The sequence below is a fragment of the Pedobacter quisquiliarum genome, assembly GCF_014642175.1.
Taxonomy (GTDB): Bacteria; Bacteroidota; Bacteroidia; order Sphingobacteriales; family Sphingobacteriaceae; genus Pedobacter; species Pedobacter quisquiliarum.
Genome location: NZ_BMIL01000002.1, coordinates 180,008 through 206,074, shown reverse-complemented (window position 1 = coordinate 206,074; position 26,067 = coordinate 180,008). Strand labels below are relative to the sequence as shown.

Genomic DNA, 26,067 nt, shown 5'->3' with positions numbered 1-26,067 from the left:
AAAATACATGATCCGCTACATGCCTGCGGCAAATTAACATTATTTAACCACCTGCAGCTTTTGCCCGATTTTTATGCCCTCATCTAGCAGGGTATTCATCGATTGAAGCTCCTCCACGGTCAGGTTAAAACGTTTTGAAATGTTGTACAGCGTATCGCCTTTGGTTACAACATAATACTTCCCATCAACAACGGCCGTTGAGGTGTTTGTTGGCTGTGATGAAACCGCTGGAGTAACTTTCTCTACAACCTGCGCTTCGGTAATCACCTTTTGCGAAGGCGGTACACTCACAGGTGTAAACTTCTTCTTTTCCTGCGGGATGTTTGCGTTGATCTCTGTGAATACGCGATCCTCACGCCTTAACTTCTGCGCCTCCGTTTCGGGTTGATCATACGCATATAACTTGTATTTCTCAATCAGGTTGATCAGTAGCTCCGGGTATTTAGGATTGGTCGCATAACCAGCCTGTTTCAGGCCGTAAGCCCAATTTTTATAATCGTTCTTATCCAACTCGAATAAGGCGCTATAGCGCTTGCGCTTTAGAAACTCAGAATGGTCCTTGTACGACTCGCGTGCATCATTGTAAACCCTGAAGCAGTCGTTTCGTTTATCATCATCTTTGTAATAGCCTTTACCTTTCCAGTCGGACGTCACTTTAACCCCGAAGTGGTTGTTTGCGTATTTGGCAAGACTGCTGTTTCCATTTCCCGACTCCAGAATTCCCTGGGCCAGGGTGATGCTTGCAGGAATACCGTAGGCATTCATTTCTTCAATGGCTACACCTTTAAACTGCTCGATGTAAGACAAGGTAGTGTAGGAAGGGATTTCCCCTTTGCCTTTGGTTGCATTTTTTTCAATCTGACGATTGTTACGGCTGTATTGAGCGGTTTTACAAGCTGAAAGGAAGGCAACAGCCAGCAGTAGTAGTAAAATTCTATTTTTCATTGATCAGTTTCACTTTGCTTACCGGCGTGGGCTTAAGTTTTTTGGTTATTGGTGCTACGGGGCCCAACATGCGCATTGCTGCATTCGGGTCATTGTCATACTTAAAAAGTTCATACTTCTTGATCAATGCAATTACTTGCGAAGACCACAGTTTGCTATGTGCATAGCCACCGCGCTGTATGCCTTTGGCCCAGCTCGCATAATCACTGCCGCCGTATTTCGCGAACAAATTACTAAAAGTCGTGCGACTTTGCAGAAAATCTATGAAATGGTGGTAGGAATCTTCAACGCTGTTATAGCCTTTGTAGGAAGAGCGGATCTGTTTACTGTCGTTCTGACCTTTAACCCCGAAGTGGTTGTTCAGATACCGGGCGATTTTGCTGGTGCCAGCTGCAGATTCATGAATGGCAATGCCCAGGATAATACTGGCGGGAATATTGTTTTCGCGCATTAAACGCTGCGCAAGCGGAAGGTTTTCTTCAATGTAATTACGAGTCGTTTGAGCAGATGCTCCGAAGTGTAATAAGCCTACACTTAGCAAAACGAACAGGAACTTTTTAACCATAGTTATTTTTTTCTGATGACAAATAAACCGTCGCGCACAGGTAATATCAACTTTTCTACCTGTGGGTCTTTAGCAATCTTATCATTAAATGTAATAATATTTTTTGTATCCTTATCTTGTTGATTGCTAAGAACTTTGCCGCTCCATAACACATTGTCAACAATAATAAGTCCCCCTGGCCGCACCTTATCAATAACCAGGTCATAATAGCTGCCATTATTCTTTTTATCGGCATCAATAAACACCAGATCAAAAACTTCATCCAGCTGCGGAATGTTTTTCATTGCATCACCAAGCAGATACACAATCTGTTTTTCATACGCAGAATCTGCAAAATTTCTGCGCACCATGTCTTCCAATTCTACATTGATGTCGAGCGTAAATAGCTTGCCATCGGGCTGCAGACCTTCCGCCAGGCACAGTGTTGCATAACCGGTAAAGGTTCCAACTTCCAGAATGCGCTTCGGGTTAACCAGCTTGCTCAACATACTCAATACACGACCTTGGTAATGTCCAGATAACATCCGGGGCATCAGTACCTTCAGGTTCGTTTCGCGGTTTATCCGTTGCAGCAATTCGCTTTCCGGTTCGCAGTATTGTAAGAGTAAGTTTTGCAGTTCTTCAGTAATCATTTTTGTATTGGTATTGAAATTAACGACGGGTTTCCATGAAATATTGTAAGATCAAGGTCGCCGAGATGGTGTCAACCCTTTCTTTATTCTGGCGATCGCTCTTCTTCAGTCCACTTTGCAGAATGACCTGATGCGCCATTTTCGAGGTAAATCGCTCGTCTACCCAGAACTGTGGGATGTCCGGAAACTGCTTTTTCAGGCTACGTGAAAAGCCAACAACATGCTGCGCATTTTCCGAAGGCGTGTTGTCCATCTGCTTTGGATCGCCAAGCACAAAAGCCTCTACCTGCTCAGTTTGCAGATATTTGCTGATGAAAGCCATGATGTCTTTTGGATGAACCGTATCTAACCCGGTAGCAATGATCTGGAAAGGATCTGTAACGGCAATTCCAATACGTTTGGTGCCATAATCAAAAGCTAGTATTCTGGGCATAAATGATTTTTATAAGCGATAAGCAGCTGTATTTTAAAGTACAAAGGTATGGAAATTTAATTTAGGGGTATTTTGAGGGCATGAGCAGCCCTGAACCTCAGGTGATGTAACTATGCTTTTACAAATTGGGTGCAACATTAATTTATCTGACATCTTACTTGAAATTTCTAATTATTAGCCCAACTTTGCAGCAACACATGCATCATTTAAGAAACCAGTTTTCTGTTTTTATCACTTACCTGCTATTGTTTAGCTTCTCTATGATCCAGGTAACTGAAGTCGTCCACAATCATGTGGAGGATCAGCATGTGTCTTCAACTGAAGGCCTCGATAAGCCGGCTTCAGGAATAACCATTGCCGATGCGGTGCTCAAATGCAAGTTTTGTAAAGATCTTTCCAGTCAACAAATTGGCACGCAACCTTTGGAAATTGCGGTGTTTGACTTTGCAGTTCCCAGGATGGCCAAAACTGTCAGCACAATTTACACGCAAAAGCTGTTTGAGGTTGCTGTTCACACCTGGACCAACAAAGGTCCCCCTATTTCCTAGTTAAATACTTCTTTTCAAGTTTGTGTCCGGTTACCGTATGTAATCACCATGGACCATTTCAGCCTTTTTGCCTGTAGGTATCCCTACCTCAGGCTTATTCTTAATTTTTATTATGCAAATCATTTTAGAAGCCGAGGGCCTCTCCAAAACTTATGGAGAGAAAACCGCCCTTAATGCACTCCACCTTAAACTATCTAAAGGTGAAATCTTCAGCTTGCTCGGGCCAAACGGCGCCGGGAAGTCAACAACCATCAATCTCTTTCTGGGCTTTATTCAGCCTAGTGCCGGCGCAGCACGCATAAACGGCGTTGATGCTTCCAAAGATCCGGTCGGGGTTAAGCAACACCTGGCCTATATTCCGGAGCAGGTCATGTTGTACCAGAACCTCAGCGGTCGTGAAAACCTATCGCTGCTAAGTGCACTCGCGGGTTTCGAATACAGCCAATCGGCGCTTGATCAATTTTTGGTAGAGGCCGGATTACAGGCAGATGCCATCAATAAACGTGTGGGTAGCTACTCTAAAGGCATGCGGCAGAAAGTCGGAATTGCGGCTGCGGTCGCAAAGAATGCTAAAGTGCTGTTGCTGGATGAGCCTACCTCAGGACTGGATCCGAAAGCGAGTAATGAATTTTCAGAACTGCTGCTGCGCCTCAGTGCGGCTGGTACGACCATTTTCATGGCTACGCACGACATCTTTCGAGCACGTGAGGTGAGCCAGCGTATCGGCATCATGAAAGCCGGGTCTCTCATCGATGAAATTAATGCCGCCAAACTGAATGCAGGGGAGCTGGAACAATTGTACCTGGATTACATGAAAGGATAGCTATGATCAGAAACATCACTCAAAAGGAGCGCATCAGTGCCTTCAGAGATAAGCGGTTCATCATTCTGGGCAGCATAATCCTCGTTTTACTGCTTACGGCGGCAGCTACAGGAATTATCAATTACCGGGTTCTGGCTGCAGAGCGAAAGCTCGCCCAAAGTACTGCAACAGAAAACTTCAACAATCAACCCGACCGGCATCCACACCGTGTTGCCCACTACGGCTCCTATGCATTCCGGCCGAAATCGGTATTAAGCTTTCTGGACTTTGGCCTGGATTCTTACACCGGAACGATGGTTTACCTGGAAGCCCATCAGCAAAACAGTGCGAACTTCAGTCAGGTTCAGCAGTCTGGCGCCATGATCCGTTTTGGCGAAATGACCATTGCTTTCGTCATGCAATGGCTGATACCACTGCTGATCATCTTCCTGTGTTTTAACACCTTTACCCTCGAGCATGAGGAAGGCACACTTAAGGTGCTGCTCAGTCAGGGCGTAAGCCTGAAAGCCATTGCAAAAGCCAAACTGCTGGGCTATATCCAGGTGATCAGCATGATCGTCTTACCCGCGTTCTTTTTTGTTTTCCTGTTTGTGCTTAGCATAAACGACTTCATACTGGATAGCAGCTTGTTGTTGCGTACTGCTGTGTTCATGCTTACCTACCTGCTGTATTTTTTCATTTTCATTGCCGGCTCCATTCTGATCTCCGCATTGAACAAACATTCCAGAACGGCATTGGTCACCCTGCTGGGGATCTGGATCTTCAGCATTGTGCTCATGCCGAAAGCGCTGAGCAATCTGGGAAGCTCCCTACATGAAGAACCCTCGAAAGCAGCTATGGACGCCAGTGTACACGAGGAATCCAAGAATGGCATTGATGGGCATGATCCCATGGATAAGCGGCTGGAGCAATTTAAGCAGGGTTTATTGGAGAAGTATCAGGTCGATTCCCTGAGTCAGCTCCCGGTGAACGTAGACGGATTGATTATGGCGCTTGGTGAGGAAAGCAGCAGTAAAATTTACCAGGAACACTTTGATGAACTGGTCGCCATCTATGATGATCAGAATAGATTATCTATATGGGCGGGCTTTATCAACCCCTACCTGGCCATCCGAAACATCTCCATGTCTATGGCGGGAACAGATTTCTTTCATTATGTCGACTTCTTAAATGCTGCCGAAAAATATCGTTATGCATTAACCCAGCACCTCAATAACCTCCAGGCGACCAAAGTTGCACACAAAGACAAAACCTCCAGGCTCAAGGCCGACATCTATGCCAGCTATCCGCCTTTTTACTATGAAGGACCGGCTTTTACAAAAGCATTGGCAAACGTGTCGCTGTCCATTATTGCACTGGCTTTCTGGACTGCACTTGTGTACGGTTTAATCATCATTACCATGAATAAAAAGAAAAATCTAATATGAAGCAATTACGTATTCTACTTCATTTCGAATGGCTCAACTTCAAAACAGAAAAGAGCCTTGTTGCATTCTGCCTGCTGATGCTTCTTTCTGGCTTTTATGGAATCTTTTCCGGCCACTATGAGTTAAAAAAACAACGTAATAAGATCGCAGGGCTGGAACAGATCTACCAGGCCAACATCAGAGAGATGGGCGAAAAGTTTCCGGACAGTGCTGATGCTGGCGATATTGGCTACTATCATTCTGCTTTTGCGAAAAACCATCCGGATAACTGGGCGGCGCTCGCCATTGGACAACGTGATGTAAGTCCGGCATACCTTAAAATTCGTTTACTCGCCGTACAGAATCAGCTTTATAATTCAGAAAATACCAATCCGTTAAAGCTGGCTACGGGGAGTTTTGATTTGTCCTTCGTAATGGTGTTTCTCCTGCCGCTGTTTATCATTGCCATCAGCTTTAATTTGCTTTCTGCTGAAAAGGAGCAGGGAACACTCCGGCTGTTACTTGCACAGCCACTCAAGCTATCTACGCTGTTTTTAGCCAAGATTATATTCAGATTCCTGCTCATTGCAGCGATGGTAATCCTGCTGTCCATTACCGCTTTATTATGGACAGGCGCAGCACCAGATCTACGGGCACTGTACTGGCTGCTGGCCATATTACTATATGCCATTTTTTGGCTTGGCACCTCCTGTGCGATCGCAGCACTGCAACGTAGTTCAGCGTTCAACGCCATCAGCCTGCTGGGCGTATGGCTCATGCTTGCGGTTATTGCACCCGTACTCATCAATGCCGCTACAGACATCAGCAAGCCGGTTCAGGAAGGGCTGCAACTTACCATGGTACAACGTGAAGCTGTGCATGGTGGCTGGGACAAGCCCAAGGCGGAAACCATGGACCGCTTCTTTAAACATTACCCACAATACAGCAACACAGGTTCCGTAGAAGGTGCCTTTAAATGGAAGTGGTACTATGCTTTTCAGGAACTTGGCGACCGCTCCGTGGAGACGCTTTACAAGGCTTACCGGCAAAAGATGCTCGATCGACTTTCGTTGGCCTCCAATCTGAGCGTGGTTAGTCCCCCAGCCAAACTTCAGGAGGTCCTTAATGGGATCGCCGGAACGGAGCTGCAGCAGCACCTCGACTTTATAGCGGGTACAAAGGCCTACCATGATCGGCTTAAAGCCTTCTATTATCCATACCTATATCAGGATCGTGCATTTCAGCATGCAGACTTTGCCAAAGAGCCGCAGTATAGCTTTACTGCTGCTCCGGATTATACAAAATCGGCATCCGGAATATTAGTCCTACTTGCAGCCAATGTCCTCGTGAGCCTGCTCGCCATTTTCATGTTTAAAACAAATACCAAAGAGCTGAAGTAACATGCGTCATTCCTTCTTTTTTTCTTCTATAATACTCCTTACCGTTATGCTGGGTCAAAGCAGCTTAGCGCAGGTGAAGCCATTTTCCATTGCCGGACACTTGATTGGAGCCGGTAAGCAGCTGTCCTTTTCAATTACCGTTAGCAGTGATCAGGATAGCACCTTTATCCCAATCACGGTAAGTCACGGCGGCAAGCCTGGACCTGTTTTGTTAATCACCGCAGGTGTTCATGGTTATGAGTATCCTCCAATCCTTGCAGCGCAGCAATTTGCAAAACAGCTTAAGCCTGCAGAAATGAGCGGTACAATCATAATTGTACATCATGCAAATCTGCCATCTTTTCTCCGCCGAAGTATTGCCTACAATCCCCAGGATGGAAAGAACCTAAACCGTGTCTTCCCTGGTAGGGCAGACGGTACCATAACAGAACGACTGGCCTGGGTTCTTGGGTCGGAGCTTATTGCAAAATGCGACTATATGATAGATGTACATGCCGGTGATGCACAAAATGATTTAATGCCTTACGCTGGTTATTACAACTATTATGATAAACCTGAACTATCAGAGCAGGGTCGGAAACTCGCAGTTGCCCTTGGATTCGAAACCATCGTTCAGTTTGGAAACGAACAGTCATTGAAGGAGGCTTCCATGTACTGCTCGAGGGAAGCTATTACACGTGGCATTCCAGCCGTCGACATTGAATGTGGACGATACGGGATGGCAGAACCCCAGTTCGTAAATATGATCCTGAAGGCGCTTGACAATGTTTCTAAATCACTCCGGATTGTAAAAGGCGTAAGTCAACCTGCAATAAAGCATCGCTATATTGAAAATCGTACGAGCATTGATAGTAAGCACACTGGTTTCTTCAAAAGCGACAATAAGGCTGGACAGCAAGTTTTAAAAGGCAGTAAGATCGGGCAGATTACAGACCTGTTCGGTAATTACTTGGAAGATGTGATCTCACCTGTTGATGGCATCATCCTGTATATGAATGCAACGCCACCAATTTCAAAGGGAGAAAACCTGTTTAGCATCGGTCATCTATCAAACACATCATTATAGGCCTGGCATGATTTCCATAAACTACAGCGCTTTGCTCAAACGGCTTCTATTCATTGGAATATTGTTGTCCATTTTCATAATTACGGCCATTGCACAACCCAGGTCTGCGCAAATTCAGGGGCGTGTAACAGATTTACATGGCAAGGGTTTGCCAGACATAAACATTCGCTTGGAGGGTAGAAATGACCCTTTCAGCAGTAATGTTTCCGGACAGTTCAGGATTACGGACCTCAAGTCAGGTCGGTACATGATCTATTTTTCCGGTATTGGCTATAAGCGCCTGAAGCAAGTGCTGGATATTGAAGCTGGTAAGCAGCAGGAGTTGACTGTTGTACTGGCTGTCGAGGAACTTGGCCTCCAACAGGTTGAAATCCTGGGCCGCAAAGGCAATTCATATAAAAGTGACTATACGTTCGGAGCCACAAAAACCGCTACTTATTTGAAGGATGTTCCGCAAGCGGTGAGCATCGTAACCAAAGAGCTGATGGCTGACCGTCAGGTGACGAAGGCTTGGGAGGTCACCAAGATGATGAGTGGCGTGAACCGGTATTCAAATTACAATGATATTGTGATCCGTGGCTTCCGAAGTGGAGAAAATCAGCCACGCCTGATCAATGGACTGCGTGCGGCCTTCGGATACTTCGATCAGCCGGTTACCGCCAACCTCGAACGGGTGGAGGTTATTAAGGGGCCAGCTTCTGCGCTCTTCGGAAATGCGGTGCCAGGGGGTACGATAAACTTTGTGACCAAAAAGCCACTGGCTGAAAAGCGCTCCGGACTGACTTTTTCTGCAGGAAGCTTCAATAATCTTCGTGCTGCTGCAGATTTCACCGGACCGCTGGCAAAAGATAGTACCATACTCTTCCGCCTGAATGCGGCCTATGCTAACGCTGAAAGCTTCAGGGACCTTCAGTTTAGCGAAAACTTTATGCTTGCGCCATCCTTCAGCTTCATGCCTTCCCGGAAGACCTCCATCAACGTGGACCTGGTTTTTAGCCACAACAACAGCAGGATCGACCGTGGGCAACCTGTATTTGGAGCAACTGCCTCAAACGATATCTTTTCTACGCCGATCTCCCTGGCCATTGCTGCACCAAATGATTTCTACAAGGTGCGCAACTTGCAGTTGAATGCAGGGATGACCCACGAGTTTTCTGAGCAGCTATCTTTGAACGTTTCTTACATGAAGTTTGGCTGGGACGAGAAATTGCTGGAACACAGGACTTCAAACATCTTTGCCGTTGATGGACAGGGAAAGGAAATTCCGACTAAAGTTGCCATGCAGGTATTCGACAGAATACAACGCTTGTCTTCCGACAACATCAACGGCTTTTTCAGGCAGAAGCTTGAACATGGCATCTTCAAGCACACCATTTTGCTGGGCTATGATCATGTTCAGCAGGTTAGGCCACAAGGTAGCAGTCAGCATGTTGCACGAGGCTACCGCAATGCCAGCAATACGGCTGTGCTATCCAGTTTTGATCCGGCCAATCCTTCGGCTTACCTGCTTGATGAAGTTGGAAATCCGGTGCCGAACGTTGCGCATTTTGACTTGAATAACGTGCAATATCCAATACGAAACACGGATGGCTATCTATTTAGCCCCACCGTATTCGCCCCAAGCAAGTACATGATCAATGCGGTTTATTTGCAGGATCAGATTGTCATAAACAAGTGGCAGGTACTACTGGGCTTAAGACAGGAATTTTATACAGACTTCAGCAATTACAAATTGGAGGGGCAAACAAGCGTTACCCAGAAAGCATTGATTCCGAGGATCGGCATGATTTACAGTGTGTCACCAACAATAAATGTATACAGCACTTACACGGCCGGATATCAACCGCAAAGTCCTTCTACATTCACGAACCCAAACAATGGAGGCCCTTTTGATCCCTCTACCAGTAACATGATTGAAGCTGGTGCAAAAGGTAGTTTCTTTAGCGACCGGCTGGCAATGAATGTTTCCGTTTATCAAATCAAACAAAAAAATGTACTGGTTACCGCCAATGACCCTGTAAATCCAGACTTGCTGCGGCAACGCGGGGCAGAACAATCGAGCGGTTTCGAGCTTGAAGCTGTGGGTAACATCATGAGCAATCTTTCCATAAACGCGAACTATGCTTATAACGAAGCCATAATTACTCGAGGGCTGGCCACTGAAGTTGGCTTGCAAAAAGCAAATGCACCGAAACACCTGGCCAATCTCTGGATTAAATACAACTTCATTCAAGGTCAACTTTCCGGCCTGGGATTTGGAGCAGGTTTGAATCACAGCTCACGAAGGAACACTGAAGTCTTGCGCCTGCAGGTGCCATCTTACACCAGTTTCGATGCTGCGGCCTATTACACCCTGGATAAACTCCGGCTTGGTTTGAATTTTAATAATGTTTTCAATAAAAGGTACTGGATTGCAGGCTTTAACCACACCAGAATTTTTCCTGGCGAACCTAGAAATATGATGGTTAGCATTACAAAGCAGTTTTAGCCTGTAAGATATTTGATGAGCAAAGACTAGTTAAATACTTTTCCGCAGCTAATATTCTACCGTTCAAGGTTCGGAAAGATTTGCATGCCTATAGCTGCAGCAGCACGGTGTGCTATAGGTTTCGAAAATTTGACTATTTTGCAGAAAATGCAGTTCAAGGATATCATAGGTCAGCAGGCCATAAAAGAACATTTGATTCAAACCGTTAAGGAGAACCGGATCAGTCATGCGCAGCTTTTTCTAAGCTGTGATGGCAGTGGTGCTCTGGGACTGGCCATTGCTTATGCGCAGTACATCAACTGTTTAAATAAAACAGCAACAGACAGTTGCGGTACCTGCTCTTCCTGCCGGAAGTATGAACGTTACATCCACCCCGATCTGCATTTCTCGTATCCATTTTTTGCCTCCAAGGATGTGAAGGTTGCGGTAGATGTCCTGGAAGAATGGCGCAGTATGCTTCTTCAGAACACCTATGTGGATATGAACAGCTGGCGCGCCCGTTTAAATGCGGAAAACAAGCAGGCCAACATCAACATTGCGGAGTGTCACGACATCATCAAAAAGTTAAGCTATAAAGCCTTTGAAGGCGACACGAAGGTGCTGATCATGTGGCTGCCGGAGTATCTGGACCGTGGGGCTAATGCACTACTGAAGATTATTGAAGAACCACCTGCGCATACGCTGTTTATTCTGGTTGCGAATCATCAGGATCAGATCCTGTCTACGCTGCTCTCCAGAACGCAGATTACCAAAATTCCGAAGCTTTCCGATCAGGATATTCAGGCTTACCTGCAGGAAAGACATGCCTTAACGCCGGAACAGGCAGCGGAATACAGCTTTCTGGCAGATGGCAATCTTATCGAAGCCCGCTCGCTGGTGGAGCATGAGGCGAACAACAATGCGGAGCTTTTCGCCGAATGGCTGCGCATGGGCTTTAAAGGTGACGTGCTGGGCATGATGGGTTTTGTAGATAAGGCGGCGTCATGGGGGCGGGAAAATCAGAAAAACTTTCTACGGTATGGGATCAGTTTTCTAAGGGAATGCAGTCTGCTTTTAAGTGGTGCAGATGCACTAGTAAAACTGCCGCCACGTACCTTGGATACGGCCAGGAAGCTAAGTGCCAATGTACTGGATCTGCCCATGGCAGAGGCAATTATTTCAGAACTCGAGCTGGCGCACTACCACATCGAGCGGAATGCTAATCCTAAAATACTCTTTTTAGATGTATCTTTGCAGCTAATAAAAACAATAAGGTTTAAATCGTTCCCGAAAGGGACTCAACATATATACAATTAACTATGGGATGTGGAAGTTGTTCTACAGGTGGCGGTTGCGCCCCCTCGGGCTGCAAAAGTAATGGCTCTTGCCTTACTGGAGGCTGCCAGAAATTAGAAGTTTACGATTGGCTGTCCAACCTGGATATGCCCTCCAATTATATACCGTTTCAAGTAATAGAAGTTAAATTTAAAGGTGCAAGGAAGGAATTTTTCCTAAACAACGATAACATATATTTAGAAATTGGTGAGCTGGTGGCTGTTGAAGGCCCTACCGGCGGATATGATATTGGTCATGTTTCCCTAACCGGCGAGCTGGTTAGGATGCAGATGAAACGTCGCAAAACGTCGATGGACCAGGTAACACGCAAAGTGTACCGCAAAGCTACGGAAGCGGATGTAGAGAAGTGGAAGCTTGCAAAGGACCTGGAATGGGAAACCATGCACAAGGCCCGTACATTGGCGCTTGATCTGCGTTTATCGATGAAAATCAGTGACGTGGATTATCAGGGTGACAAAACCAAGGCGACTTTCTTCTATACTGCTGAAGGGCGTGTGGATTTTCGTGAGCTGATCAAGAAAATGGCGGAGACTTTTCGTATTCGCATTGAGATGCGCCAGATTGGTATGCGTCAGGAAGCGGGCCGTTTAGGTGGTATTGGATCATGTGGCCGTGAGCTTTGCTGCTCTACCTGGCTAACGAATTTTAAAACGGTATCTACTGCTGCGGCACGGTATCAGAATCTTTCCTTAAATACGCTGAAGTTAGCCGGACAGTGTGGTAAGCTGAAATGCTGCCTGAACTACGAGCTGGATACCTATCTGGATGCTTTGAAAGACATTCCGGATCGTATCGACAGCCTGCAAACTGAAGTTGGCGTTGCCCGTCATCAGAAAACGGATATCTTTAAGAAGATCATGTGGTTCAGTTATCCTAATGTGGAAGACTGGATTCCGTTGAAAGTGGACCGTGTGAAAGAGATCATGGCCATGAATAAGAAAGGCCTTAAACCGAATAACCTGAAAGAGGAAGCGTTTGAACTTGCAAGTTCAAAACCGGTAGAAAAGGTGTTAGATTACGAAAACGTTGTTGGACAGGATAGTCTTACCCGCCTGGATGACAGGTCTAGAAACAAGAATCAGCGTAACAACAATAAAAAACAGGAGCGTCCACCGCGTGCTGTTCAACAGCGCCATGTGAATGACGGCAAGAAAGCTGAAGGTGTTCGTCCGGAAGGACCAAGACCAGAGGTTAAACGCCGCGAAGGCCGGCCACAGGATGCGACTAAACGCCCTGAAGGTAAACGTCCTGAACAAAGACGTCCGGAGCCGAAAAAACCAGCTGTTGAAGGTCCTGTAGTAGAAGGTGGCTTAGCGGCTGCTCCGGCGACAGTAGACGGCCAACCTGTGGTTAAACCAGCTGGCAACAGAAACAACAGAAACCGGAACAACCGACGTAAAAAACCGGCGCAGGATAAGCCTAAAGATGAATAAGATTAAGTACTACTTCTTTTTAGCCATTATTTGTATCGCAACATTGGGTTGCGATACAAATAACCTGGCAGATCTGAACGTTTCCATGCCCAAACGTAACTGGAGTTATGTAAATAAGGTTAAAGCCAGCGTGGAAATTAAAGATCACAGCAAGCCGCATACGGTTTATTTTAAACTGCGTCATACCGCGGATTACCGTTATTCGAACATCTTTGTGCTCTTGCATGTAAAGGCACCCGGGCAGAAGAAAATAACCCGCAGGTTTGAATATAAGCTTGCCGAAAGCGATGGGCAGTGGTTGGGATCAGGTTCCGGAAATCTATTTACGTACAAGCTGAACATGCTGACCAATTACCGCTTCCCTGCTAATGGCGTTTATGAGTTCGAGATTGAACAGAATATGCGCGATAATCCGCTGAAGGAAGTTAGTGATGCAGGTATTACGGTTTCGTACTAAAAGTTAAATATTTTACTTAAAAGTGTTTTTTGTTGTTTAATACTTATCTTTAAGTATGAACAATAAATCTTTACCACCCGTCGGGAAGTACATTGATCCACTAGCTGATTTTGCTTTTAAGAAGATCTTTGGCACCGAGCCTAATAAAGACCTGTTGATAGCCTTTATTAACGCAGTATTCAGGGGTCGAAAGCAGATTGTTGATGTTGTTTTTAACAAGAATGAGCATCCTGGGGAGCTTCGTGAGAAGGTGGGGTAATCTTTGATTTGCTTTGTACCGGCAATGCAGGCGAGCAGATCTTGATAGAAGTGCAAAGATCCAAACAAGCCAATTTTAAAGAAAGAGCTTTATTTTACACCTCAAGGCTCATTAGCAACCAGGCGCCCAAGGGAAATCGTGCTGCATGGGGATATCAGATTTCGGAAATATACCTGATCGCCTTATTAGAGGATTTTACTTTGGAGGAATCTGATGCGCCGCAGTATTTGCATGATATTTGCCTGTGCAACAGGGACTCCGGTGCAGTATTTTACAATAACCTGGGCTATTACTTTATAGAATTGCGTAAATTCGATAAACAGCGGATTTGTTGGAGACGGAGATTGACAAATGGCTTTTCGTGCTCAAGAATATGAGTCTGCTGGATAAAGTACCCGTGTATCTGCGGAAGCCGATATTTGAAAAGCTATTCAGCATTGCTGAATATACAAATTTGACAAAGGAGGAAAGGACAATGTACGATGAGAGTTTAAAACGTAAATGGGATAACCACGCCGCAATGGAATATGCGGTAACTACTGCAGAAGAGCGTGGACTTGCAAAGGGCCTTGAAAAAGGTGAGCACAAGAAAGCTTTGGAAGTTGCTTCAGAGATGAAAAAGGAAGGTTTTTCCATTGATCAAATCGCAAAGCTCACCAAGCTATCCCCTGAAGAGATTGCCGCTCTCTAATCCTGCTATAACAAAGGTAAAAGCTGCTCCAGCGCCATACCTCTGGAGCCTTTGAGCAGAACCAGGCTGTTCCGTACCGGTGTGTTTTGCAGATATGATTCAGCATCCTTAGGTGACAGGAAGAAGTGGCCCTTATACTTTTCTTTATAAGCATAAAAGTCTTTACCGATAAAAATTACCTCAATATTGTCCATGCCTGTTGCAACTGCGGCAATGCGATCATGTTGTGCTAGGGATTCTTCACCCATTTCAAACATATCACCTATAATTGCGACCTTCTTATCCGCAGTTAGTGCCGCCAGGTTCTTTAACGCGGCTTCCATGCTGCTCGGATTTGCATTATAAAAGTCACAAATGACCTGATTATATGCCGTCTGGGTAAGTTGAGAACGGTTATTTTTCGGCTGGTAGGTCATCAAACCCTGGTTGATTTCAGTTGGCGATACGCCAAAGAAGTCCGCGATACTGATGGCGCCAAGGATATTCTCAAAGTTGTAGCTTCCGGTAAGATTTGTCTTTGTCTGATACTGTTTACCAGCTTTGCTCCAGGCGACCACCAGATAAGGATCGGATTTTTCCAGCGCACCGGAGATGGGGTTAGTAGGATCGGTACCATAGAAGATTACCTCGTGTAAGCCGGTATTTTGGATCAGCTCCATTAAGATGGTATTATCCTTATATATAAAGGTATAGCCGTTTGTTGTCGCAAGCCATTTGTACAATTCTGCTTTACCGATTTTCACGCCTTCAAAGCCGCCAAAACCTTCCAGGTGTGCATGACCAATGTTGGTGATTAAGCCGTGTGTTGGCTGGGCGATACTGCAGAGGAATTCAATTTCTTTTTTATGGTTTGCACCCATCTCAACAATGGCAATTTCGACATCCTTGCCAATAGCGAGTAAGGTAAGTGGAACACCGATATGGTTGTTCAAGTTCCCTTTGGTTGCATAAGTTTTGTATTTGGTTGACAGTACGGCATTGATCAGCTCTTTTGTGGTTGTCTTTCCATTACTGCCGGTCAGGCCGATTACCGGGATGTTCATCTGGCTACGATGGTGACGTGCAAGTGCTTGTAATGTGCTTAATACATCATCTACAAGGACGCAACGATCGTCGGTAGCGAAGGTTGCATCGTCAACAATCGCATAAGCTGCACCCGCTTCTAAAGCTCGAAGCGCAAACGTATTCGCATCAAACTTATCACCTTTTAGTGCAAAGAACAGGCAATCCTGCTGAATGGCCCTTGTATCCGTACAGATTGTTGGGTGATTTAAGTAGATGTCGTATAGCTTTTCGATATTTTCCATAGTACCGGTCCTGATTTTACCTGTAAAAGTACAGCATGAGCTCCAAAATCAGGAATTTATCCGGCTTTTTGGATTTAAATACCCAAAGTATGTAAATCACGAAAAAAATACAGAAAATTAGCTTTATGGAAGATTCTAAGTTTTTGATGGTTTCTTGAAATATTAATACGCAGAAAGCTGTTTAGCCAAATCAGATTTGGAATGACATTGCAATTACAAAATCCCCGCGCGTACTTACGAAAAGATTCTCAATCAAATGATTAGTTAATTGTTTGCTGAATGTTAAAATAGCTTGACATGGTTTTGAGCAGGGCTGGTGTTTAGGTAGCTTTGCAAATTATTCACATAAAGCTTTAACAAATTTCAAACATTACATGAAAAAATTATTACAAAGTTTGTTTTTGTTGATGTTTATTGCCATGTCGGCAATGGCGCAACAACGAACAGTTACTGGTACGGTGACCGGCAAAGACGATGGTCAGGCCATTCCCGGTGTCACCATCAGAATTCAAGGAACGAAAGGTGGTACCGTTACAGGTGCTACAGGTACTTTCTCTATAAGTGTTCCAGCTACGGCAACTGCATTAGAATTTTCCTATTTAGGTTATGTAACGCAGGTTGTTCCTATTTCCGGGAATTCGATGAATGTTTCGCTTGCTTCAGATTCAGAAACTCTTGCAGAGGTAAACATCGTAGGTGCTCTAGGTATCACACGGTCTGAGCGTTCCGTTGGTACTGCGCAGCAATCACTAAAGGGAGATCAATTAACACAAACCAAACAGGTGGATCTAAATACTGCTTTAGCAGGTAAAATCGCTGGTGTTCAGGTTTTAGGGGGTTCTGGTGCGCGCTTTGGTGCAGCTTCGGTTCGTATCCGTGGTATTAGTAGCATTGACGGCGGACGTGACCCTTTATATGTTGTAGACGGTGTTGTTGTTCCTGCTACCAGCGTTAACATGGATGATGTAGAAGACCTGACCGTATTAAAAGGTCCAGGTGCAACATCTCTATACGGTCAACGTGGTGATGCTGGTGTAGTTGTAATCAAAACTAAAAGAGCTGCAAACAAAGGTTTTGGTATAGAGTTAAACCACAGCACCACGTTAGAAAGGGTAGCTACACTACCGGACTACCAGAATGAATATGGTGGTGGTGCAACGCAGGATTGGAACACATTCGTGTATAATCCAGCAACAGATGACCCTGCATTGGCTAACATGAACGGTGCAAGGTATTATAACTATGGTGTTGATGAAAGTTGGGGCCCTAAATTTGACGGTCAACCGTATGCCCCTTGGTACGCGTGGAATAAGTTCGACCCAGAGTATGCGCAGTTGCAGCCTTATGTTGCACAACCAAACAACATCAGAGACTTCTATAATACTGGTGTACAGAATAACACCAACATTGCGATTTCACAATCATCTGAAAAGTTCAACGGAAGAGCTTCTTATACCAACATCAATCAAACGGGTATCTCTCCGAACACTAAAATGGATCAGAACAGGGTAAGTGTAAATACCACTTACAACCCAATCCCGAAATTGACGATTACTTCAAATGTAAATTTCAACGTAATTAACTATTTCAACCGTCCTGCCGAAGGTTATGGAGCACAAACATCAGGTTCCTTCAACCAATGGTTCCATAGGGACACAGAGATTGAAAAGTTGAAGAACTATAGAAATCCGGATGGAACTTTTACAACCTGGAATATTGTAGGTCCAAGAAATACGTCACCTCAATACTGGGATAACCCGTATGTTGAAGCGTACGAGAATATTGCGGTTAATAACAGCTCAAGAGTTTTCGGCTTAATGTCTGCCTCTTACAAAGTACTTCCTGAATTGACGTTGGATTTTACAGCTAAAGGAAACTATTCCTCTGGTGCATACAATTCACGCGTAGCTTCAGGTACATTAAACTTGGAAAGCTATACTGCAGGTCAGAGCCGCTCCAGAGAGAACAACTTTGTTTTCGATGCAATGTATAAAAAGCTATTTGGCGATGACTTCTCTTTGAATGCTGGTGCATTTGCAGAACTGCGCATCAATCATGATGAGCAAATGGAAACAGCAACAGCTGGTGGCTTTACTGTTCCAAACTTCTACAATGTATCTGCTTCTAAGGACAGACCTACTGCAACTAATGCCTCTTTCGACAAAAAAGTAAGAAGTTTCTATGGTTTTGGATCTTTGGGTTACAAAAACTTCTTGTTCCTGGATCTGAACATCCGTAACGATTGGTCGTCTTCATTGCCACGTAACAACAACTCTTATTTGTATGGTGGTGGATCGTTAGCATTTGTATTTACCGATTTAATCAAGAATAAAGACATCCTGTCTTTCGGTAAGGCAAACGTATCTTATGGTAGAACTGGTTCTGATATTGATCCATACAAGATTTATCAAACCTATACTTCTAACGGATTTTATGGCAACTTCCCTTCATTGAGTGTTCCAAACCAAATTCCAAATGAGAATCTTAAACCAGCCTTGTCAGACTCTTATGAGGCAGGCGTAGAGTTAAGATTTGTGAAAGATAGAATCAGGTTTAACTTTAACTACTATAATAGATCATCTAAAGATCAGATCATCTCACTAAGCTTACCATCTTCAACAGGATTCTCGTCAGCACTTGTTAATGCCGGAGAGATCAAAAGTCATGGTATCGAATTTAGTTTAGGTGGTACACCAATTAAAAGTAAAACTGTTACCTGGGATCTAAATGCAAACTTTGCACGTGGAAAAAGTAAGATCATTGAACTTTACCCAGGTCTAGATAACTTCCCATACGATTCTTTCGGTTATGTAGGAACACCATCGATCAATGTTGAAAGAAGAGTTGGTCAGGAGTGGGGTACTCTAGTAACAACGGGTATCAAACGTAATGAGCAAGGTCAGGCGATTATTGACGCAGACGGCTATCCATTACTTGAAGACGACCACAATTTAGGATCTTTTGTTCCTGATTTAACGGGTGGTTTAACAAGTACCGTGACTTATAAGTCCTTCATTTTTGGAGCTTCTCTAGACTTCCAGGTAGGTGGTAAATTATTCTCTGTAAGTAGAGGTAATACCTTTGGATCTGGACTTGCTTTAGAAACAGCTGGTTTGAATGATAAAGGAAATCCGAAGCGTGATGATCCTGCGAATGGCGGTGGTATTTTGATCCCTGGAGTTTATGAGTCAAACGGTCAGCCGAATACAACCTACATTGGAGCACAAGATTACTACGAAGGTTATATCCCGTATGCATGGGAAGAACAAACTTACAAAGCATCTTACGTTAAATTAAGAGAGCTATCACTAGGTTATAGCCTTCCTGCTTCATTCGCTTCTAAATTAAAAGCGCAGAGAGCCTCTGTATCTCTAGTTGCACGTAATCCATGGTTGATCTATACTGCAGTTCCGGGCATTGACCCATCAGAATCTGCAGGTAGCTGGATGGAAGGTGGTCAATTACCTGGAACAAGAACAATCGGCTTAAATCTTAAAGTAACATTCTAATACTACCATAATGAAAAAAAATATAGTTAATCTATTTATAATAGCCACTACAGTTACCATCTTGGGTAGCTGTAAAACAAGTGACTTTGGGGATTTAAATACGAGTCCAAATTCTCCAAGCCAGCCCGTGACTTCATTGCTTTTAACAAGTGCTGAGCGTTACATGGGCAGAACCACTGCGGTAACTTCTTCGACTACCGCTGCGGGTATTATCAATCAGGTAGCACCAAAGCTTTATACACAGCAGATCTCTGAAACCTTGTATACCTCGGAATCTCGTTATAATACTAAAATCTACAACTACACTGGTGTTTTTAACAGTCCACTTCAGGATCTTACAACCATCATTAAGTTAAATACAGACGCGGAAACTAAGTCGCTACCTAATGTAATTGCTAATGGTTCCAATGCGAATCAAATTGCTGTTGCAAGAATTCTTCGTGCATTCTATTTCCAGAACATGACGGATAGATGGGGAGATATTCCTTATTCAGAAGCATTGAAAGGCAATGAAATATTAACACCTAAGTTTGACAGACAGCAAGCTGTTTATGCAGACCTGTTTAAGGAGTTAAAAGAGGCTGGTGCACAGTTTGACGGTGGCGCACCAGTACAAGGCGACTTCCTATTCGACGGATCTGTAGACAAATGGAAGAAATTTGCAGCGACGATTCGCATGAACATGGCGCTTCGACTTTCTAAGGCAGATCCAGCTACTGGAAAGGCAGAATTTAACTTAGCCTTAGCAGACGGTGTCATCAATTCAAATGCAGACAACGTAGTTTACAGACACTTGGGTGAAGCGGCAAACGAGAACTTCATTTACTATAACTATGAAGTAAGTGGTCGTTATGACTATGCAATCAGCGACGTTATGGTAAATAAGCTAAATGCTTATAAAGATCCAAGGGTAGCTGTTTATGCTGACCCTACAGATAAGGGAACTTACGTTGGTATGCCTTATGGATTAACGCAGGCTTTGGCTGGGCAATATGTTAAAGGCAATGTTGACAAGCCAGGTCAGGTTTCTTTGATTGGTAAAGCATTCAGATCTCAGAATTCACCCGTTAAAGTTTTTACTTATGCGGAAGTTATGTTTACGAAAGCTGAAGCTTACAAGCTGGGCTGGATTACTGGAGCACCTGATGATGCACAGGCATCGGCCGCATATCGTGCAGGTATTGCTGCTTCTATGGCCGATAATGGTGTTTCTGTTCCAGAAAGCTACTATACGCAATCAGGCGTAGCATACAGTCCTGCAACCGCTATTGAGCAAATCATTACGCAGAAGTGGATCGCGAACTACATGGGTTATGGTTACGAAGCATGGTCAGACTGGAGAAGAACTGGATTCCCACGTTTAACACCATCTCCTTTCCCACAGAATATCGGTGGTCAAATCCCAGTTAGACAAGCCTACACGAATGACGAGCCTAGCCTAAACAAGGCGAATTATGATGCTGTAGTTGCTGCCCAAGGACCAGATGAGTTAAATACACCAATTTGGTTGTTCAAATAACATCATCAATTTAATAAAAAAAGGGTGCCCGACAGGCACCCTTTTTTTATGAACAAATTTTAGAAATGGACTTTTGTTATATCAGCTAACCTGCGGTAAAGTAGTTGAATAGTTAACCGTCGGATTGAATCAAGTCTATAATATTGGTTTTAGTGGGTGTAATTGGTCACAAAAAGAACTAATGTTGGCAAAAGGCCTGTGAAAAACTGAAATTCACGGGTCTTTTTTGTTAAATATTGAATTTTAACATTGATAATCACCTAAAATGTTATAACTTAAGGTAACCTAAACCAACCAACCCATAATTATGAAAAAACTACTACAGATGATCTCTGTTTTGGTGCTTTTGACCGTGCAGATCTATGCCCAAGACAGATCAGTTACTGGTACAGTTAAGTCTAAGACTGATGGCCAGCCAATACCCGGGGTAACCGTTCGGGTACCTGGAACACAACAAGGCACCGTAACCAACAACGAAGGACGCTTTACCATCAGCGTAGGCACTGCGGTCAAAACCCTTGAAGCCTCTTATGTCGGGTTTGTAACCCAACAAATTACCATCCCTGCTTCAAATCGTATCGATGTGGCGCTTGCCGAAGATTCACAGCAACTCGATCTTGTGGTGGTTACCGCGCTTGGTATCTCCAGAAAGAAAAACGAATTGCCATTTGCTGCGCAGGAGGTGAAAGCGGAAGAAATTACGATGACCAGGAACAACAACCTCGTGAATTCATTGGGTGGTAAAGTTGCTGGTCTGGACATCAAACGAAGCAATGCTATGGGCGGCTCCACGAACGTTGTGATTCGGGGTGCAAAATCCATCAGCGGAAACAACCAGGCACTATTTGTCGTGGATGGGGTTCCGGTGAGCAATGCCAGCGCGAACACCTTAAATCAACAAACAGGACGTGCAGGTTACGACTACGGTAATGCTGCTGCCGACATCAATCCCGATGATGTGGCATCCGTTACCGTTCTGAAGGGCGCTGCTGCGACAGCTTTGTACGGCTCCAGAGCGTCGAATGGTGTAATTATCATTACCACTAAAAAAGGTTCGAAAAACAGCACGAACGTGACCGTGAATAGCGGGGTTACATTTGGCTCCATTGATAAGTCGACCTTCATTGAATATCAGAAAGAATATGGCCAGGGTTACAATTCACCTGCAACGGATGGCCCAGGCAACGTTGTTCCAGCACCGGGCTTCTGGTATCGCGATGTATTTGGCACTGGAAGGGTAATGACCCCGCAATTTAGCTCCGATGCATCTTACGGTCCGAGATTCGACCCAAACCTATTGGTTTATCAATGGTCAGCTCTGGACCCATTCTCTCCAAACTACCAGAAAGCCACACCATGGGTTGCTGCGGCAAATGACCCATCTACGTTCTACAAGACCTCTGTAGCCTCTAACCAGAGCATTAGTATAGATGGTGGTGGCGATAAAGGGACCTACAAGATCGGGTACACCCGAAACGACGAAACTGGCGTTTTGCCGAACAGTAAAATCACTAAAAATCTGTTCAACTTTGGCGGTAGTTATGAAATCGTGAAAGATCTGACGGTGACTTCTTCTGTGAACTACTCTAAAATCGACGGATTGGGTCGTTTCGGGACTGGCTACAGCGGTTTGAACCCGAACCAGGGCTTTCGCCAATGGTGGAACGTTGGTGCCGATATAAAGGAGCTTAAAGAGGCTTATGAGCGAAACAATAAGAATGTGAGCTGGAACTGGTCAGATGCTACTGGTACTAAACCAATCTATGCAGACAATCCATACTTTAGCCGTTATCAGAATTTTGAGAACGATACGCGCGACCACTATTTCGGGAATACAAGTTTAAACTATAAGGTGAATGACTGGTTTGATGTCATTGGTCGTGTTTCCTATGATGGTACATTCGACTTGCAGGAAGAGCGGATAGCCGTTGGAAGTACAGGTGTTGCTTCTTACAGCAGGACCAACGGAACCTTTGCGGAGACCAACTTTGACCTGTTGTTGAATTTTAACAAGAACATTACTGAAGACTTCTCGTTCAAAGGTTTGCTGGGTGCGAACTTAAGAAGAAGTAAGTTGACTAACATCAATGCCCGCACCAACGGTGGGCTCGTTGTTCCCAACCTGTACTCTTTATCCAACTCGGTAAGTGCAATTGAAGCACCGGTAGAGCTGTATGAACGTCGTGCTGTGGATGGGTACTTTGCAAGCACGACCTTTGGATACAAAGATCTTGTGTTCCTGGATGCAACCATCAGAAGGGACCAGTCGACCACATTACCGACCAATAAAAACGTATTCTGGTACCCTTCCATTGCCGGTAGCTTTGCCTTTTCAAACTTGCTGAAAGATGTAAGCTGGTTATCGTACGGTAAATTGCGCGTAAACTATGCGGAAGTTGGTAGTGATGCACCACCATTAAGTGTATTCGATACTTATGCGAAGCCAACTGCTTTTGGTTCCATCCCGATGTTCTCTATGGCTGATGTAAAGAACAATGCGAACCTAAAACCTGAGCGGACAAAGAGTGTTGAGGCAGGTCTTGATGCTGCTTTCCTGGATAACCGTTTAGGCTTTGATGTTACCTTTTATAAAACCAATACCATTGATCAGATTACCCCGGTTCCGGTGACCACGGCTACAGGATCATTGCGCTTGTATGTAAATGCGGGTGAAGTGCAAAATAAAGGTGTGGAGGTTTCAGCCTTTGTTGTGCCGGTTAAAACATCAAACTTCTCCTGGACACTGAATTTAAACTGGTCACGCAACCAAAGCAAAGTACTCTCCTTATTTGAGAACGTATCAAACATAGAACTGAATGCTGCAAGTTTATCCGGTGGTGTAACGTATAATGCGGCAATCGGGCAGCCTTACGGTGTAATTCGTGGAACAAACTTCGTTTTTGTGAATGGCCAGAAAGTGGTTAACGCAGACGGGTACTATCAGGTTACGCCAAGGGCCGATGAGATCATCGGTGATCCGAATCCAGACTGGATGGGTGGCATCAGCAATACTTTCAAGTACAAACGTGTCGCATTGAACTTCCTGATCGATATTCGGAAGGGTGGTGACCTGTGGACATTAGACCAGTGGTATGGTTTAGGTACAGGTATGAGTCCCGAAACTGCTGGTCTGAATGATTTAGGCAACCCGCTACGGAATTCACTTGCTGATGGTGGTGGTGTGATTCTACCAGGGGTTCTGGCTGATGGTTCACCAAATACGAAAAGGATTGACGTTTCAAACTCCGGTACTGCCCCATGGGGTTATCCGAATAACCCGCCAAGAGCATCTGTGATTTATGATGCCGGGTATGTTAAACTGAGGGAACTGGCATTGACCTATTCCTTGCCTGAGAAATTAGTTGGAAAACTTCGCGCTTTTAAAGGCATTGACTTGTCTTTAATTGGACGTAACTTATGGATCATCCACAAGAATGTACCTTACGCGGATCCGGAAGATGGATTGGGATCGGGTAACGTTCAGGGTTATCAGTCGGGTGCTTACCCAACGGTAAGATCCATTGGGTTTAATGTTAAATTTAGATTATAGCAGCTATCATGAAAAAAATATATAGTTTTCTACTTGCGGTCGTTTTGTTAAGCTCCTGCGCGAAAGACCTCGAAGAATATAATGTGGACCAGAAGCGGGCCACAGCCGTACCAGCAGCGACCTTGTTTACGGCTGCACAGAAAAGCTTTGCAGATGTTATTACAAGTCCGAGTGTAAACACAAACGTTTTCCGTTTCTATGTTCAGTACTGGACCACTACAGAATACCTGGATGAACCAAGATATAACCTCACTTCCAGAACCCTGCCGCAGGCATTCTGGTCTGCCTTATATAAGGATGTATTAAGCGACCTGAAAGAAGCAAAGCGGATTCTGGCTGCTGATGAACTGCTGAATACCGACGTGAAAGCCAATCAGAATGCACAGATTGAGATTATGGAAGTGATGGCCTGGTCTACTTTAGTGAATACTTTCGGAAACGTTCCCTATTCGCAAGCCTTAGATATCACGGTTGTTCAACCCAAGTACGATGATGCACAAGAAATCTATAACGACTTGCTTGTGCGGTTAGATGCGGCCTTAGGACAACTTAAACCTACTGCTGCTGGCTTTGGTTCTGCGGATCTACTCTATGGAACGCGTGCAGGTGCCGTGCAGAATTGGGTGAAGTTTGGAAATTCACTAAAATTAAGACTGGGCTTAATCTTGGCTGATATAGATCCGGCAAAAGCAAAGGCTGCGGTAGAAGCTGCAGCACCGAATGTTTTTGCCAGTGCAGCGGATAATGCAAGATTTCCTTACCTGGCTACGCCACCGAACAACAATCCGATTGCGACAGCTGCAAACCCAGCTCTAACAAGCAGGACAGACTATATCGGGGCCAAGCCATTTATCGACAAACTGAATGCGCTGTCGGATCCGCGCAGACCTGGATTCTTCACAACAGTAGGTGGTGCTTTTGTTGGTGGCTATTATGGATTCTCCAACTCTTATGGCAACTACTCTACGATAACCCCAAAGATTGCTTCGCTAGACTTTGAGGCCTTGTTGATTGACTATCCAGAAACGGAGTTCGCATTAGCGGAAGCGAGTAGAAGAGGTTTCACCGTTCCCGGTACTGCCGAGTTACACTATAATAATGCAGTAACCGCATCCATTATCTATTGGGGTGGTACTGCAGAGCAGGCTGCAACGTACCTGGCGAGACCGGATGTTGCTTTAAATACCGCTTCTACAAACTACAAGGAAGCTATTGGTACACAAAAGTGGATAGCCTTATATAATAGAGGGTATGACAGTTGGGTTGAGTGGAGAAGATTAGACTTCCCGAGATTGGATCCACCTAGTGCGGCTACTGCACCTCCGGGGCAAACCACACCATCCGGCCTGGCGATTCCTTTAAGGGTGATCTACCCGATCAATGAGCAAACCTTGAATGGTGCAAGCAGATCTGAAGCCGCCTCGGCAATTGGCGGTGATGTAACAACGACCAAGCTTTTCTGGGATGTAAATTAATATCTTCGACAAAGGAACATCTTACTTTAATGTCATAAATCCTGGGGAGCACCCAGGATTTTTTTGTTTTATGTTCATGGGGTATTCTGATGCAATATTAGCTTTCGACAGCGATGTATTCAAAAGGCAAAAGACTAAGTTGGCGATATAATGTTTGGTGTGTGGTGTGCTTCCCTTATCTTCTTGATTATCAACCGTCCGTGCGCAAAATGTTCCTTTAAACGTT

At 44.7% G+C, this 26,067-nt stretch carries 18 protein-coding genes and 1 pseudogene; 14 read left to right on the top strand and 5 right to left on the bottom strand.

The window, feature by feature from the left end; all coding sequences use genetic code 11:
* Positions 1–39 precede the first annotated feature (39 nt).
* The 4 genes from IEW69_RS03295 to ruvX are packed head-to-tail and all read right to left on the bottom strand — an operon-like array spanning position 40 to position 2,575.
* Complete coding sequence (locus tag IEW69_RS03295; RefSeq protein WP_188625403.1) at positions 40–945, bottom strand: glucosaminidase domain-containing protein; 906 nt, start codon at positions 943–945, stop codon at positions 40–42.
* The gene (locus tag IEW69_RS03290; protein ID WP_188625402.1) at positions 935–1,510 is read right to left on the bottom strand and encodes a glucosaminidase domain-containing protein; all 576 of its coding nucleotides are present in this window, start codon (positions 1,508–1,510) and stop codon (positions 935–937) included. Before IEW69_RS03290 ends, IEW69_RS03295 begins: the two co-directional genes overlap by 11 nt.
* A 2-nt stretch (positions 1,511–1,512) precedes the next feature.
* A complete protein-coding gene (locus IEW69_RS03285) occupies positions 1,513–2,142 on the bottom strand; it encodes an O-methyltransferase (RefSeq protein ID WP_188625401.1) in 630 nt (209 codons plus the stop codon).
* Positions 2,143–2,161: 19 nt separating this feature from the next.
* Complete coding sequence (gene ruvX / locus IEW69_RS03280) at positions 2,162–2,575, bottom strand: Holliday junction resolvase RuvX (protein ID WP_188625400.1); 414 nt, start codon at positions 2,573–2,575, stop codon at positions 2,162–2,164.
* Between the two features lie 197 nt (positions 2,576–2,772).
* On the opposite strand from ruvX, the gene IEW69_RS03275 reads away from it, so the two are divergent.
* The 10 genes and pseudogenes from IEW69_RS03275 (at position 2,773) to IEW69_RS17115 (ending at position 14,481) form a co-directional block, all read left to right on the top strand.
* Positions 2,773–3,123: a hypothetical protein gene (locus IEW69_RS03275; RefSeq protein ID WP_188625399.1), complete on the top strand. Its 351-nt coding sequence runs from the start codon at positions 2,773–2,775 to the stop codon at positions 3,121–3,123.
* Positions 3,124–3,235: 112 nt separating this feature from the next.
* Positions 3,236–3,946 (top strand): ABC transporter ATP-binding protein, encoded by a 711-nt coding sequence (locus IEW69_RS03270; RefSeq protein ID WP_229663497.1) that lies wholly within the window; start codon positions 3,236–3,238, stop codon positions 3,944–3,946.
* A 2-nt stretch (positions 3,947–3,948) separates the two neighbouring features.
* Positions 3,949–5,373, top strand: coding sequence for an ABC transporter permease (locus tag IEW69_RS03265; protein WP_188625398.1), 1,425 nt, complete (start codon positions 3,949–3,951; stop codon positions 5,371–5,373).
* Positions 5,370–6,752 carry an ABC transporter permease gene (locus IEW69_RS03260; RefSeq protein ID WP_188625397.1) on the top strand — a complete coding sequence of 461 codons (1,383 nt, stop codon included), beginning with the start codon at positions 5,370–5,372 and terminating at the stop codon, positions 6,750–6,752. The genes IEW69_RS03265 and IEW69_RS03260 overlap by 4 nt, the downstream gene beginning before the upstream one ends.
* A gap of 1 nt (position 6,753) precedes the next feature.
* On the top strand, positions 6,754–7,818 hold the full coding sequence (locus IEW69_RS03255; protein ID WP_188625396.1) for a succinylglutamate desuccinylase/aspartoacylase family protein: 1,065 nt from the start codon (positions 6,754–6,756) through the stop codon (positions 7,816–7,818).
* A gap of 64 nt (positions 7,819–7,882) precedes the next feature.
* Positions 7,883–10,306 (top strand): TonB-dependent siderophore receptor, encoded by a 2,424-nt coding sequence (locus IEW69_RS03250; protein WP_188625395.1) that lies wholly within the window; start codon positions 7,883–7,885, stop codon positions 10,304–10,306.
* A 147-nt stretch (positions 10,307–10,453) separates the two neighbouring features.
* The gene (locus tag IEW69_RS03245) at positions 10,454–11,602 is read left to right on the top strand and encodes a DNA polymerase III subunit (protein ID WP_188625394.1); all 1,149 of its coding nucleotides are present in this window, start codon (positions 10,454–10,456) and stop codon (positions 11,600–11,602) included.
* 2 nt (positions 11,603–11,604) lie between these two features.
* Positions 11,605–13,074, top strand: a complete 1,470-nt coding sequence (locus IEW69_RS03240; protein WP_188625393.1) for a PSP1 domain-containing protein — start codon at positions 11,605–11,607, stop codon at positions 13,072–13,074.
* Positions 13,067–13,531 carry a gliding motility lipoprotein GldH gene (locus tag IEW69_RS03235; RefSeq protein WP_188625392.1) on the top strand — a complete coding sequence of 155 codons (465 nt, stop codon included), beginning with the start codon at positions 13,067–13,069 and terminating at the stop codon, positions 13,529–13,531. The genes IEW69_RS03240 and IEW69_RS03235 overlap by 8 nt, the downstream gene beginning before the upstream one ends.
* Before the next feature lie 55 nt (positions 13,532–13,586).
* Positions 13,587–14,481, top strand: a pseudogene (locus IEW69_RS17115) (Rpn family recombination-promoting nuclease/putative transposase).
* Between the two features lie 5 nt (positions 14,482–14,486).
* Here the strand turns inward: IEW69_RS17115 and IEW69_RS03225 are convergent.
* Complete coding sequence (locus IEW69_RS03225; protein ID WP_188625391.1) at positions 14,487–15,788, bottom strand: UDP-N-acetylmuramoyl-tripeptide--D-alanyl-D-alanine ligase; 1,302 nt, start codon at positions 15,786–15,788, stop codon at positions 14,487–14,489.
* Between the two features lie 374 nt (positions 15,789–16,162).
* On the opposite strand from IEW69_RS03225, the gene IEW69_RS03220 reads away from it, so the two are divergent.
* The 4 genes from IEW69_RS03220 (at position 16,163) to IEW69_RS03205 (ending at position 25,841) form a co-directional block, all read left to right on the top strand.
* The gene (locus tag IEW69_RS03220) at positions 16,163–19,297 is read left to right on the top strand and encodes a SusC/RagA family TonB-linked outer membrane protein (RefSeq protein ID WP_188625390.1); all 3,135 of its coding nucleotides are present in this window, start codon (positions 16,163–16,165) and stop codon (positions 19,295–19,297) included.
* A 10-nt stretch (positions 19,298–19,307) separates the two neighbouring features.
* A complete protein-coding gene (locus IEW69_RS03215; protein WP_188625389.1) occupies positions 19,308–20,816 on the top strand; it encodes a SusD/RagB family nutrient-binding outer membrane lipoprotein in 1,509 nt (502 codons plus the stop codon).
* Between the two features lie 307 nt (positions 20,817–21,123).
* Entirely contained in the window at positions 21,124–24,366 is a 3,243-nt protein-coding gene (locus IEW69_RS03210) for a SusC/RagA family TonB-linked outer membrane protein (protein WP_188625388.1), read from the top strand.
* 8 nt (positions 24,367–24,374) lie between these two features.
* Positions 24,375–25,841, top strand: coding sequence for a SusD/RagB family nutrient-binding outer membrane lipoprotein (locus IEW69_RS03205; RefSeq protein ID WP_188625387.1), 1,467 nt, complete (start codon positions 24,375–24,377; stop codon positions 25,839–25,841).
* Positions 25,842–26,067 lie beyond the last annotated feature (226 nt).